This window comes from Micromonospora profundi (assembly GCF_011927785.1).
GTDB lineage: Bacteria > Actinomycetota > Actinomycetes > Mycobacteriales > Micromonosporaceae > Micromonospora > Micromonospora profundi.
In genome coordinates this window covers 2,678,384-2,691,771 of the sequence record NZ_JAATJK010000001.1, presented here as the reverse complement: position 1 = coordinate 2,691,771, position 13,388 = coordinate 2,678,384, and the positions used below count along the sequence as shown (strand labels likewise).

Annotated in this window: 11 protein-coding genes; 4 read left to right on the top strand and 7 right to left on the bottom strand. The window is 71.6% G+C overall.

Annotated elements, in window-relative coordinates:
• Positions 1-25: 25 nt before the first annotated feature.
• From sthA to F4558_RS11925, 3 genes are all read right to left on the bottom strand, one after another.
• Positions 26-1,429 carry a Si-specific NAD(P)(+) transhydrogenase gene (gene sthA / locus F4558_RS11935; RefSeq protein WP_053653800.1) on the bottom strand — a complete coding sequence of 468 codons (1,404 nt, stop codon included), beginning with the start codon at positions 1,427-1,429 and terminating at the stop codon, positions 26-28.
• A gap of 107 nt (positions 1,430-1,536) precedes the next feature.
• A complete protein-coding gene (locus F4558_RS11930) occupies positions 1,537-2,175 on the bottom strand; it encodes a response regulator (protein ID WP_053653802.1) in 639 nt (212 codons plus the stop codon).
• Complete coding sequence (locus tag F4558_RS11925; protein ID WP_053653804.1) at positions 2,172-3,371, bottom strand: sensor histidine kinase; 1,200 nt, start codon at positions 3,369-3,371, stop codon at positions 2,172-2,174. Before F4558_RS11925 ends, F4558_RS11930 begins: the two co-directional genes overlap by 4 nt.
• A gap of 146 nt (positions 3,372-3,517) precedes the next feature.
• Between F4558_RS11925 and F4558_RS11920 the strand changes: the two genes are divergently transcribed.
• Positions 3,518-4,276, top strand: a complete 759-nt coding sequence (locus F4558_RS11920; RefSeq protein WP_053653806.1) for an ABC transporter ATP-binding protein — start codon at positions 3,518-3,520, stop codon at positions 4,274-4,276.
• Positions 4,273-6,804 (top strand): FtsX-like permease family protein, encoded by a 2,532-nt coding sequence (locus F4558_RS11915; protein ID WP_053653808.1) that lies wholly within the window; start codon positions 4,273-4,275, stop codon positions 6,802-6,804. The genes F4558_RS11920 and F4558_RS11915 overlap by 4 nt, the downstream gene beginning before the upstream one ends.
• A 55-nt stretch (positions 6,805-6,859) precedes the next feature.
• Here the strand turns inward: F4558_RS11915 and F4558_RS31235 are convergent, their stop codons facing one another.
• Entirely contained in the window at positions 6,860-7,282 is a 423-nt protein-coding gene (locus tag F4558_RS31235; RefSeq protein ID WP_053653810.1) for a DUF2000 domain-containing protein, read from the bottom strand.
• A 49-nt stretch (positions 7,283-7,331) separates the two neighbouring features.
• Between F4558_RS31235 and F4558_RS31230 the strand changes: the two genes are divergently transcribed.
• Positions 7,332-8,135, top strand: a complete 804-nt coding sequence (locus tag F4558_RS31230) for a helix-turn-helix transcriptional regulator (RefSeq protein ID WP_312877317.1) — start codon at positions 7,332-7,334, stop codon at positions 8,133-8,135.
• Between the two features lie 45 nt (positions 8,136-8,180).
• On the opposite strand, the gene F4558_RS11900 is transcribed toward F4558_RS31230, so the two are convergent.
• Together F4558_RS11900 and F4558_RS11895 are read right to left on the bottom strand one after the other, a co-directional pair.
• Positions 8,181-9,014, bottom strand: coding sequence for a helix-turn-helix transcriptional regulator (locus tag F4558_RS11900; RefSeq protein WP_167944039.1), 834 nt, complete (start codon positions 9,012-9,014; stop codon positions 8,181-8,183).
• A 94-nt stretch (positions 9,015-9,108) separates the two neighbouring features.
• Complete coding sequence (locus tag F4558_RS11895; protein ID WP_167944038.1) at positions 9,109-10,533, bottom strand: aldehyde dehydrogenase family protein; 1,425 nt, start codon at positions 10,531-10,533, stop codon at positions 9,109-9,111.
• Positions 10,534-10,873: 340 nt separating this feature from the next.
• Between F4558_RS11895 and F4558_RS11890 the strand changes: the two genes are divergently transcribed.
• Positions 10,874-12,448: a DHA2 family efflux MFS transporter permease subunit gene (locus F4558_RS11890; protein ID WP_053653812.1), complete on the top strand. Its 1,575-nt coding sequence runs from the start codon at positions 10,874-10,876 to the stop codon at positions 12,446-12,448.
• A 58-nt stretch (positions 12,449-12,506) separates the two neighbouring features.
• Here the strand turns inward: F4558_RS11890 and F4558_RS11885 are convergent, their stop codons facing one another.
• On the bottom strand, positions 12,507-13,385 hold the full coding sequence (locus tag F4558_RS11885; RefSeq protein WP_053653814.1) for an alpha/beta fold hydrolase: 879 nt from the start codon (positions 13,383-13,385) through the stop codon (positions 12,507-12,509).
• Positions 13,386-13,388: the final 3 nt, after the last annotated feature.

Sequence of the window (13,388 nt, the reverse complement as noted above, 5' to 3'; positions counted from 1 at the left end):
CCGCAGGCCAGGTCGAAGGTGGAAACTAGCCGTCGATACGGGTGATGTTGCGGATCTTGTTGGACGCGTCCAGAGCGGCCACCTTGTACGCCTCGGCCAAGGTGGGATAGTTGAACACCGCGTCCACCAGGTAGTCGATAGTGCCACCGCACCCGATCACGGCCTGCCCGATGTGGACGATCTCGGTGGCGGCGGTGCCGAACACGTGCACCCCGAGCAGCCGTCCGTCGTCGGGGGAGACGAGCAGCTTCAACATCCCGTACGAGTCACCGACGATCTGGCCCCGGGCCAGCTCGCGGTAGCGGGCGATGCCCACCTCGAACGGCGTCGAGGCGTCGGTGAGCTGCGCCTCGGTCTGCCCGACGAAGCTGATCTCGGGGATGGTGTAGATGCCGATGGGTTGCAGGCCGTGCATCTCACGGATCGGCTCGCCGCAGGCGTGCTGCGCGGCCAGCCGGCCCTGCTCCATCGAGGTGGACGCAAGCGCCGGGAAGCCGATCACGTCGCCGACCGCGTAGATGTTGTCGACGGGGGTGCGGTAGTTGGCGTCGACAGCGATCCGGCCGCGTCGGTCCGCCTCCAAGCCGGCCGCCTCCAGGGCCAGGTCGTCGGTCTGGCCCTGCCGGCCGGCCGAGTACATCACCGTGTCGGCGACGATCTTCTTGCCGCTCTTGAGGATGCACAGCGCGGCCGTCTGGTGCTTTTCCACAGCGGCGACCTCCTCGCCGAAGCGGAACGCCACGGACAGGTCCCGCAGGTGGTATTTGAGCGACTCGACGACCTCCTCGTCGCAGAAGTCGAGCATCCGGTCGCGGCGCTCCACGACTGTCACCTTCGTGCCGAGCGCGGCGAACATCGACGCGTACTCCATGCCGATCACGCCGGCGCCGACCACCACCATGCTGCGGGGTACGGCCTGGAGGTTGATGACGCCGTCGGAGTCCACGATGGTGCGGTCGTCGAAGTCGACGCTGTCCGGGCGGGCCGGGCGGGTGCCCGCGGCGATGATGGCCTTGTCGAAGGTCACCTTGGACTCGCGGCCCGACCCGGCGTCCACCCAGATGGAGTGGGCGTCCGCGAAACGCCCCGTTCCGGTGATCATCGCGACGCGGTTGCGGGCGAGCTGGTTGCGGATGACGTCGGTCTGCCTGGTGATCACGTGCTGGGTCCGGGCGGCCAGGTCGCTTACCGTGATCTCCTCCTTGACCCGGTAGCTGCTGCCGTAGAGATCCCGCTGGCTCAGGCCGGTCAGATAGAGCACGGCCTCGCGCAGTGTCTTGGACGGCACGGTGCCGGTGTTGATGCACACCCCACCGATCATGTCGCGGCGGTCCACGATGCCGACCCGCCTGCCGAGCTTGGCGGCGGCGATCGCGGCCTTCTGACCGCTGGGTCCGGAACCCAGCACCAACAGGTCGTAGTCATACACGATCGCTAGCGTCCCAAGATGTCGTCGACCGCGCCAGAGCCGAGCGCCACTCATCCGCCGACGCGCGTCGGATCCGATGGTCCCGGCACGCTCGGCGGTCAAGGTCCTCAGCTGACGAGGCGGCGCTCCCAGGCCCAGGCGGCGATCTCGACCCGGTTGCGGGCCGGGAGTTTCATCTGGACGCTCGCCAGGTGGGTCTTGACAGTGCCGACGGCGATGAAGAGCTGTGCGGCGATCTCGGCGTTCGTCAGGCCTCGGGCGACGAGTTTCACGACGTCGAGTTCCCGAGGTGACAGCCCGGCGTCGTCGTGCGGGAACGCGGGCGGGCTGAGGTGCTCCAGCAGACGTACCGTGATGGACGGGCTGATCAGCGCGTCACCGGACACCGCCGCGCGGACCGCCTCCACGAGCAGCGCCGGGCCGGAGTCCTTGAGCAGGAAGCCGCAGGCGCCGTTGGAGAGCGCTGTGTGCACGTACTCGTCGAGGTCGAAGGTCGTCACCACGACGACCCGGATCGGATCGGCGACGCCCGGCCCGGCGAGCAGCCGCAGGGCTTCGAGGCCGTCGAGGCGGGGCATCCGGATGTCCAGCAGCACCACGTCCGGGCGCAGCCGTCGGGCCAACTCGACAGCCTCGACCCCGTCGGCGGCCTCGCCGACCACAGCCATGTCCGACTGCGCCCCGATGATCATGCCGAAGCCGGTCCGCACCATCGCCTGGTCGTCGGCGATGAGCACGCGGATCACCTGGTCACCGCCGGGCGCAGCGGGAACGCGGCGTCGAGCACCCAGCCACCGGCGACACCGGGCCCGGCGGTGATCGTGCCGCCGAGGGCGCGTACCCGCTCGGTGAGGCCGAGCAGCCCGAAGCCGTGCCCACGGGCCGGCGCGGTGCGTGGGGTCGCGCCGTCGTCGGCCACCCGGACCAGCAACCAGTCCGGTGTACGGCGCACCGACACGTCCACCGATCGCGCGTCCGGGGCGTGTTGGCGGGTGTTTGTCAGCCCCTCCATCACCACCCGGTACGCCGATGTCGACACCTCCACCGGCAGTCCCTCCAGGTCCCCGTCGACGTGTAGCCGTGCCGGCGCGCTCGCCGTGCCGTTGAAACCGGACAGCAGAGGCGCCAGGTCGGTCACGCCGGCCAGCGGGGCCAGCGGTGCGTCCGGCGGTGCGTCCGGGTTGCGCAGGATCCCCACCATCCTCCGCATCGAGGCCATCGTCTCGGCACCGGCCTGCTCGATCTGCTCCAGGGCGACGATCACCCGACGCGGGTCCTGCTCGGCGACGAACCGCGCACCCTGCGCCTGCACCACGATGCCTGTCACGTGGTGGGCGATGAAGTCGTGCAGGTCACGGGCGAACTCCGCACGCTGTTCGGCCCTGACCAGGGCGATCGCCCGGGCCCGACCGGCGGCGATCACCCGTAGATAGAGTCCCACCCCGGCGGCACCGACCGCCGCGAGCGCCTGGAGCAGTCCGAAGATCACGAGCAGGTTGTCGGTGCCGGCACGCAGTGGCATCGCCGCGACGGCGAGCCCGGCGGCCACCGCCGCCCACACGGCGAACCGGGGCGCGCCCCAGCGGCTCACCACGAAGACCACACCGATCAGCCCGGCCGACTCGGCCAGCCCCCAGGTGCGGGGAAACAGGACGCCACCGCCGGTGAGGACCACACCCCCTGCGGTCACTGCCAGTGAGGCGGCGGCGACTGCCAGGGCGGCCAGCGGCAACCGGCGGGAGCCCAGCCGGTGCACCGGAAGCCAGAGCGGCACCGTCGCGACCGCCAACCCCGTCGGCACCAGCATGACGAGGAGAGCGGCCGCTCCGAAGGCATCCGACATGGTGGCCGTGAGGTCGAAGAGAGCGAGCAGCCCGAAGACCAGGAGCCCGGTGGCTTGGGCCAGGCGTACCCACAAACGTCGAAGATCCGGGGCGCTCATGATGACCCAGCGTAGCCAGTCGGAAGGAGATGACAGATCAGCCGAAAGGTAGACCCGACGCCGCCGATACCCGGCTGCGGGCCGATGCGCCCACCCGCCCGTGACGGCGACGCTTCCGGTGTCACATTGCAGCCACTGGAGGAACGATGACAACCCACGCCCTACCGGAGACCAGCCACGCCGCGGTCGCCGCCGTCAACCTGGTGAAGGTGTACGGCAGCGGCGACACCGCCGTCCGCGCCCTGGACGGGGTGTCAGTGGGCTTCGGCCGGGCCGAGTTCACCGCGATCATGGGCGCGTCCGGGTCCGGCAAGTCGACGCTCATGCACTGCCTCGCCGGCCTGGACACGGCAACCTCCGGCCGGGTCCTGCTCGGCGGCACCGACCTCACCAGGCAGTCCGACCGTACGCTGACCCGGGTACGCCGCGACCGGATCGGGTTCGTCTTCCAGGCGTTCAACCTGCTGCCGCAGCTCACTGCCGCGCAGAACATCACCCTCCCTCTGGACCTCGCCGGCCGGGAGCCCGACCGTCAGCTCTTCGCGCACCTGGTGGGGGTGTTGGGTCTTGGCGACAGGCTCGGCCACCGACCCAGCGAACTGTCCGGCGGCCAGCAGCAGCGGGTGGCACTGGCCCGTGCACTCGTCGCACGCCCCGAGGTGGTGTTCGCCGACGAGCCGACCGGCAACCTCGACTCCCGATCCGGAGCGGAGGTGCTCGCCGTCCTGCGTGACTCCGTCCGCGACCTCGGACAGACAGTCGTGATGGTCACGCACGACCCGGTCGCCGCCGCGTACGCGGACCGGGTGGTGCTGCTCGCCGACGGCCGGCTCGCCGGTGAGATCGACAAGCCGAACCACGACTCGGTCACCGACGCGCTGCGTGATCTGGCGGCCCGCGCATGAGGGCGACAGTGCTGCGTACCCAGACGAGCGCCGCCGCCCGGCGGCCCGGCCGGCTGATCCTGACCGGCCTGGCGATCCTTGTCGCGTCGTTCGTCGTCTTCGGCACCGTGCTGGTGCAGGGGATCAGCGAACGGACAGTGCGGGACAACCTGAGCGGTACCCCGGCCGTCACCGACCTGGTGATCGGCAGCGTGAACCAGACTCCACCCACCGTCGCGGACCTGACGCGGATCCGCGCCGTGCCCGGTGTTGCCGAGGCGGTGGGCCGGGTGTCGATCGGGGTGGCCGTCGACAAGGCGTACCTCAACCTCCAGGCCGACCCGGGCGGCGGCCCGCTGAGCATCGTCACAGTCGTCGAGGGCAGCTACCCGGACCAGCCCGGCGAGATCGCGATCACCCCCCGTACCGCCCAGCGGGCCGGGCTCTCCGTCGGCAGCACCGTCAGTGGCGAGGGCGGCGAACTCACCGCGCCCGCCCGCCTCGTCGTGACCGGCATCGTGGACACCAACGCCGACTCCGGCTACGACGCGTACGCCCCGGAGGGCGCCGTGACCTCGTGGGGACGCCTGAGCGCGGTGGACCGCGTCGACGTGCGGGTCGCTCCCGGGGAGTCGACCGAGGCCGTCCACCAGCGGGTGACCGCGGCGGTCCCCGGCCAGCCGATCCGCACCGGCGACGAGGTACGCCAGGCGGAGGTCAACGCGGCGGTCGACGAGGTTGCGACGATCTTCATCCTGGTCGGCGTGTTCGTCGCGATCGCCGTCGTCGCGGCAGCGCTTGTGGTCACCTCCACCTTCCGCATCGTCTTCGCCCAGCGGATGCGGCAGCTCGCGCTGCTACGCGCTGTCGGCGCGAGTCGAGGCACCCTGGTCAGGGCGATGACCGCCGAGGGAGCCCTGACCGGGTTCGTCGCCGGCGTCGTCGGAGTCGGCAGTGCCCTCGCCCTCGGGTACGCGGTGCCGGCGATCCTGCGCTCCGCCGGCCACGACGTCTCGTCGCCGCCCCCACCACTGGTGGCTGCTGCCGCGGTGGTGCTCGGCGCCGTCCTGCTCACAGTCCTTGCCGTCCTGGCGCCGGCGCTGTCGGCCGCCCGTGTCTCCCCGCTGGAGGCGCTGCGGGCGGCGAGCACCACCGCCGGCCGGCGCGGTATCGGCGTCCTGCGCCTGGTGCTCGGGCTGCTCCTGGCCGTCGGTGCGGTAGTGGCAGCCGTCGCGACGATCAGCCAGTTGCCGAAGCCGGAGCAGACGACGTACGACCCGCTTCTGCCACTGCTCCTGCTTGTCGGGTCCGGCACGTTCGCGTTCTTCGCGCTCGTGGCCCTCGGGCCGCTGCTGGTGCGCCCGGTGCTGGCCGTGGTGGGCTGGCCGTTGCGCCAACTCGGGCCGCTCGGGCGGATGGCGGTAGGCGGGATCGGTGGTGCGCCGCGCCGGGCGGCAGCGGTCTCCGTCGTGGTAGCGCTCGGCGTGACACTGATCTCCGGAGTGGTGATCGGCGGCGCGTCGTTGCAGGTCCTCGCCGACCGCGAGATGGCGCTGTCGGCGCCCGCAGACTTCGAGGTCAACGGCGGCGGGGCGGCGCTGCCGGCGGACGTCGTGACCCGGGCCGAGGCGGCTGGCGGCGCGCTGGCGCGGGTGGTGCCGTACCGGCAGGTCGATGACGTCACACTGATGCGTGGCACCGACAAGCTGGGCGAAACCGAGTCCGGATACCCGGCCACCGACCTGGACCTGACGGGGTTGCCGACAAGCGGTGACCTGGACGTCGCCGAGGGCAGTCTCGCCGATCGCGGCCCCGGCAGGATCGTGCTCAACAAGTGGGTTGCCCGGGACTCCGGTCTGCGGGCCGGCGACACCGTCACCCTCGCCCTCGCGGCGCGCAGACTCGACGTACGGGTGGCGGCGGTCCTGCCCGGCGACGGCCCGCTGCACGCAGGTGTTCTCATCGACCCGGCCGATCTGGACCGGCTCGGCGTGCCGACCGCGTACACCGGTCTGCTGGCCGACGCGGCCGGGTCCGGTGAGGACGGTCGCACGGCCGGCGTACGGGCGCTGCGGGCAGCGATCGGCGACAGCGACAGCGTGGGCCTCGTGGTGCTCGCCGACGAGCGGGACCGCAACGACGAGGTGGTGCGCACCCTGGTCGGGATCGCTGTCGGCCTGGTCAGCCTGACCGTGCTGATCGCTGTCGTCGGCGTGGGCTCCACGACCGCGCTCTCGGTGGTCGAACGGGTACGCGAATCCGGGCTGCTCCGCGCGATCGGCCTGTCCCGCGCCGGTCTGCGCACGATGCTGACAGTGGAGTCCGGACTCTACGGGGTGATCGGTGCGACTATCGGCCTGCTGCTCGGCGTCCCGTACGCCTGGATAGCGGTCCAGTCCCTGGGGATCAACGCGCCGCTGACCGTACCGGTGCTGCCCCTGGTCGGGCTGTTCGTGACGCTTGTCGGGCTGACCGCGCTGGCCGGGGTCCTGCCGGCCCGGCGTGCGTCGCGGGTCAGCCCGGTGGTGGCGCTGGGGGCCGACGGCTGAGCCCGCCCCGCGGGCCGGCGCCGGGGACTCGGCGCCGGCCCGCGGCGGGGTGTGGTCAGGGATGCATGGTCGCGCCCTTGAGCACCTTGTCGACCACGGTGCGCGGCCCGTGCAGGGCCAGCCCCACCAGGTCGAGCTTCTCGCGGCCGACCGCCTGCACCGCGGCCCGGTTGTCCCGGTCGTTCCCGGTGGTGAAGAGCTCGTGCGTGAAGATCGACAGGCGTAGCCCGCGGGTGAGCGCGCGAGAGTGTGCACTGGTAAGCGTGGCCCGGTCACCGGCGAAGACCAGCACGGGCTGACGGAACATCGGCAGGTACCGGGTGTCGTCCGCGTCGCGGTACCCCTCGCCGAGCAACTCCGGCTCGGCGTTCGCGACGCCGCTGACCAGGAAGGCGGTGACGTTCAGCCGCTGCCAGCCGGCCAGGTCGTCGCGGAGCAGCACAGCGATCTTCGTGGGAAAGCGGATCGGTTCGGTCATGACGTCGAGCCTGCCCGCCCGGCACCGCCGGGTCTTGTACGTTCTTAGCGTGGCCACCCGGGCGGCAGGCTCCCACGTCAGCGCGTGGCGACCCGCCGTCGCCGGGGTCACCGAGGTCTTCCACGCCCACTTCGTGGACCACGCGTACCCGCTGCACACCCACGACGTGTGGACGCTGCTGATCGTCGACGACGGCGCGGTCCACTTCGACCTGGACCGGCACCACCACGGCGCGCTGCGGACGTCGGTCACCCTGCTCCCGCCGTACGTGGCGCACGACGGCCGCTCCGCCACACCGGACGGCTTTCGCAAGCGGGTCCTGTACCTCGACACCACGGCGCTCGACGCCGAGCTGGTCGGCCGGGCGGTCGACCGTCCGGACCTCGCCGATCCGCAGCTACGGCACCGCGTCCACCGCCTGCACGAGGTGCTCGCCGCTCCGGGCGACGAGTTCGAGGCCGACAGCCGGCTGGCGCTCATCCTGGACCGGCTGCGCCAACGGTTACGGCTGAACTCTCCGGCCGGCGCGCAGCCGGCGGCGCGTAGCCTCGCGACGCGGCTGCGTGAGCTGCTGGACGCCCGGACGGTCGAGGGCGTCACCCTGCGGGAGGCCGCCGAGCTGCTGCACGCCCACCCGACCCACCTGGTCCGTACGTTCACCCACGTGCACGGGCTGCCGCCGCACTCGTACCTGACCGGTCGCCGGGTCGAGCTGGCGCGTCGGCTGCTCCTCGCGGGGCAGCGGCCGGCCGAGGTCGCCGCCGCGACCGGGTTCTTCGACCAGGCTCACCTCACCCGGCACTTCCGGCGTCACCTGGGCGTCAGCCCGGCCCGGTACGGGTCGCCCCGGTGAACGGCCGCGCGCACGGCGACCGTCCGGCGCGTCGTGGACCGGGGGTCAGACGACCTGGGCGCCGATGACGGAGAGCAGCCGCAGTTTCTCGTCGCTCTCCGACCCGGGCACGGCCGTGAAGACCAGCAGCGTCTGGGACTGGTCGGGATCCACCAGGGTCTGACAGTGCAGCTCCAGTGCCCCGACCTCCGGGTGGAGGAAGCGCTTCGCCGGGCAGTAGCCGCCCGGCACCGGGTGCTCCTGCCACCGCCGGGTGAATTCCGGGCTCCGGGCCAGCAGGTCGTCGACGATCGTCGCCGCCCGTGAACCCCGGCCATCCCGGGTGTACGCCGCGTGCAGGTGCGCCACGAGGAGGCCGCTCTGCGTCTCGTGGTCCTGCGCCGGGTGCCGTTGCCGCACCCGGGGGTCGGTGAACCAGCGGTGGTGCGCGCTGCGCGCCAGCCCGGTGTGCCGGGTCTCGTCACCGAGCAGCGCGATCGCCGGCGCGGTCTGGGCCAGGGTCTCGCCGAGGTGGTTGACCACCTGGGCGGGGGTGTCCTGCAACCGGTCGAGGATCCGCATCATCCCCGGGTTGACGTGGTCGGCCCGGACCGACCGGTGCGGGACGGCGTGGCCGGCGAGCTGGAAGAGGTGGTCCCGCTCGGCCAGGGAGAGCCGCAGGCCCCGGGCCAGCGCGGCGAGCATATGGGCGGAGGGGTGCGGACCCCGCTGCTGCTCCAGCCGACTGTAGTAGTCGGTGGACATACCGCTCAACGTGGCGACTTCCTCGCGCCGCAACCCTCCGGTACGCCGGCGCTGGCCCCGGGGCAGCCCCACGTCCTCGGGCTGGAGCGCCTCGCGTCGGGTCCGCAGGAAACTGGCGAGTTCGGCGCGGTTCACGGCTGGCTTCTCCTTCACCCGGGCGGACCGGCGGGACCGGCACGTCGACTGCAACAGGCGTACCCCGGTGTGGTGTTCCGGGGTACCCGGCGACTCAGCGTTGGATGGACTTGATCTCCAGGAACTCCTCCAGACCGAAGCGGCCGAACTCCCGGCCGTTGCCGGACTGCCGGTAGCCGCCGAACGGCGCGAGCGGGTTCCAGTGGCCGGCGTTGACGTCTACCTGGCCCACGCGTAGCCGCCGGGCGACCGCCAGCGCGTGCTCCGGCTCTCCGAAGACGCCGCTGGTCAGCCCGTACAGCGTGCCGTTGGCGATAGCCACGGCCTCGTCCTCGTCGGCATACGGGATGATCGTCAGCACCGGGCCGAAGATCTCCTCCTGGGCGATCGCGGACGTCGGGTCGACGTCGGCGAAGATCGTCGGCTGGACGTAGGCGCCGTTCGGCAGGCCGGCGGGCCGGTCCGGGCCACCGAGCACGAGGCGGGCACCGTCGGCGATGCCCCGTTCGATGTACCCGAGCACCTTCTGGCGGTGCGCCTCGGACGCCATCGGCCCGATTCGGGTGGTCTCGTCGGTCGGGTCGCCGACGATGTGCTGCCGGGCCGCCTCGACGGCCAGTGCGACGACCTCGTCCTGCCGGGAGGCGGGCACCAGCATCCGGGGCCACGCGCCGCAGACCTGCCCGCCGTTGGCGAACGCCATCAGCATGCCCGTGGTGACCGCCGAGGGCAGGTCGGCGTCGTCGAGGATGATGGTCGCGCCCTTGCCGCCCAGTTCCAGCGTGACCCGCTTGACGGTCTGCGCCGCCACCTCGGAGATGTGTCGTCCGGCCCGGGTGGAGCCGGTAAAGGAGATCATGTCGATGTCCGGGTGGGCGGAGATCGCCTCACCGACAACCGCCCCGGTGCCGTACACCACGTTGAACACGCCCGCCGGTACGCCCGCCTCCGCGGCCACCTCGGCGAGGATCCGCGCGGTCAACGGGGCGTTCTCGGACGGCTTGAAGACCATCGTGTTGCCCCCGAGCAGCGCCGGCGCCAGCTTGGAGACGATCTGCTGCAGCGGGAAGTTCCACGGGGTGATCGCGCCGACCACGCCGATCGGCTCGCGGACGATCAGCGAGTTGCCGACCTCCTCGGTCCAGGCGAAGTCGTCGGCCAGGCCGGCCACGGACTCGATCACCGCGGCGGGGAAGGCGACCTGAGCGGTCCGGGACATCCCGATCGGGGAGCCCATCTCGGCGGTGATCACCGCCGCGATCTCCTCCTGGCGGGCGGCGAGGCCGGCGCCCAGGCGGCGCAGCACCTCGGCCCGCTGCGCCGGGGCGGTCGCCGCCCAGTCGGGGAAGGCCGCCCGGGCGGCGGCGACGGCCCGGTCGACGTCGGCGGCGGTGCCGGCCGGGGTTTCGGCGACGACGTCGCCGGTCGCCGGGTTCACGACGGGAAGGGTGCCGGCCGAGCCGGCGAGTGTCTCGCCACCGATCCAGTGGCCGGTGACGGTGTGGGTGGAAGTGGTCATGCACCGACCGTGACACCGGCCTGAACCCCCAACCAGGTGCGGTTGATCCACGGATTCGCGGTCCCTGGCTGAGCGCTTGGGCCTCGGGTCGCCTGCCGTTCGGTGCTGGCAGACGGCTCGATCGCCTCGCCAACTGATTGACACCCCGACAACCGGCCGTAATCGAACGGCCGAACGGATCCGTCACCGCTCGGCGTCACGAAACCCAGCGGCGCGACGTCACAACCGGCGGATAGTCTGCCTGCGCGCGTCGTCGTCCTGTTACGCCGCGCCCTGCGCCTGGTAGGCGCGGCACCGCCACCGCCGACCAACGCGTGTTCAACCGACCTCAGGAGAGTTTGTGACACAGCAATCCGTCGCGACCTCGGACAAGCTCGACGCCGCAGTTCTCAAGGTGGCAGGCGTCGTCGTCCTTGGCGCGATCATGTCGATCCTCGACGTGACGGTGGTCAGCGTGGCGCTGCCCACGTTCCAGAGCGAGTTCGACGCGACCTACGCGCGCGTCGCGTGGACGATGACCGGCTACACGCTGGCGCTGGCCACTGTGATCCCGCTCAGCGGGTGGGCAGCCGACCGGTTCGGCACCAAACGCCTCTACATGGTGGCGCTCGCGCTGTTCACCATCGGGTCCGGGCTGTGCGCCACCGCCGACTCGATCGGCGAACTGATCGCCTACCGCGTGCTGCAGGGTCTCGGCGGCGGCATGCTCATGCCGTTGGGCATGACCATCATGACCCGGGCGGCCGGCCCGCACCGGATCGGCCGCCTTATGGCAGTCCTCGGCATCCCGATGCTGCTCGGGCCGATCGGTGGCCCGATCCTCGGCGGCTGGCTGATCGACGTGGCGAGCTGGCACTGGATCTTCCTGATCAACCTGCCGATCGGTGTCGTCGCCCTGATCTATGCGCAGATGGCCCTGCCGAAGGACGCGCCCGAGCCGTCGGAGTCGTTCGACTTCCTCGGCATGCTGATGCTCTCGCCCGGCCTCGCCCTGTTCCTCTACGGCGTCTCGTCGCTGCCGGAGACGGGCACGTTCGCCGAAACCAAGGTGTGGGCGCCGATGCTCGTCGGCGGCGCGCTTGTGGTGGCGTTCGTGCTCTACTCCTTCAGGCCCCGGCACCCGCTGCTGGACCTGCGGCTGTTCCGCAACCGCAACCTGACGATCGCCTCGGTGACCCTGTTCGTGTTCATCATCGCGTTCATGGGCGCCGGCCTGTTGTTCCCGAGCTACTTCCTCCAGGTGCGCGGCGAGTCGACGCTGGCCGCCGGTCTGCTCATCGCACCCCAGGGGCTCGGCGCGATGATCACGATGCCGATCGCCGGGACGCTCGCCGACCGGGTGCCCATCGGCCGTACCGTGCCGTTCGCGCTGGCGCTGATCGTGATCGGGTTCTTCAGCTTCACGCAGGTCGACGCGCAGACCTCGTACTGGGTGCTCGGCGCGTCGCTGTTCGTGATGGGTCTGGGCATGGGCGGCACCATGATGCCGATCATGACGTCGGCGTTGCGGACGTTGCAGGCGCAGGAGGTGGCGCGTGGCTCGACGCTCGTCAACATCCTCCAGCAGATCGGCGGCTCGGTCGGCGCCGCCGTCATGTCGGTGATCCTCACCAACGAGCTGAACGGCTCCCGGCCGATCCCCGGGGCGGTGGACCCGAGCGGCGCTCCGCTCACCGAGGCGGGGCTGGCCATCGCCGCCCAGCAGCGGCCGGAGCTGCTCCAGCAGGTCGACCCGTCCATCATCGAGCGCGGGCTCGACTTCGCCGCGAAGTCGTTCGCCCACACGTTCTGGGTGGCGTTCGGGCTTGTGGTGCTCACGTTCATCCCGGCCGCCCTGCTGCCGCGTCGGCGTCAGCGGGCGCAACTCGACGACGAGCAGGGGGAGCAGGTCAAGACGCCTGTCATCATCCACTGAGCGACAGCACCGCCGCGCGCGACGCCCATCACGGTGTCGGGCGCGGCGGTGCGCCGTTTCAGCGGTGCAGCAGCTCCACCACAGCCTGAGCGAACTCCGCCGGCTGCTCGATGTGCCCGAAGTGCCCGCTGCGCTCCAGCAGCACCAGACGCGAATCCTTGAGCCCGTCGTGCAACTGCTCGGCCCAGCGTGGCCCGCAGATGAAGTCGTACGCGCCGACGATCACCACGACGGGCACGGTGATCTCACCGAGCCTGTCGCGTACGTCGAAGGGCGTGGGGTCCTGCGCGTCCGCAGGCGCCGCCGAGATCCGCACGGCGGCCTGGAACGGGGCGAACTCGTCCTGCCGGCCCCAGAAGTCCGCGAAGTAGGCAGGCACGGCGGCACGCAGCGCGGCGCCCAACGTCTCGTCGTCGGTGGCGCCGCCGATCTGCCCGAAGGCAGCCGGGATCGCCGCCGCCTCCGGCCGGTGCGGGTGCCGCAGCGGGTACGCGCCGAGGTTGGCCATCGCCTCGCCCCAGAACTCGGCGCCGGTGACCGGCGAGGTGTCGTACAGGGCGAGACCGGCGACCCGGTCCGGGTGCGCCAGCGCGTACCGCTGGACGACGAAGCCGCCGTGTGAGTGCCCGAGTAGGTGCACCCTGGGCTCGCCGAGGTCGTCGACGACGGCGGCGAGGAACCGGACGTACGTGTCGAGACGGTAGTCGGACGCGTCGTCGAGCCGCCCGGAGGCGCCCGTGCCGACCGGCTCGACGTACACCATCGTGAAGTGCTCTTCCAGGCGCGGCATCCGCAGGTAGGCCCACTCGATGCCGGGGCCGCCGGAGTGCGCCACGCAGATCGGGCCGGTGCCGGCGACGTGGTAGACCTGCCGGACGCCACCGACGCTGATCTCGTGGCGTGTGAGCGCGCCGACGTCGTGGCCTGTGGAACCCATGGA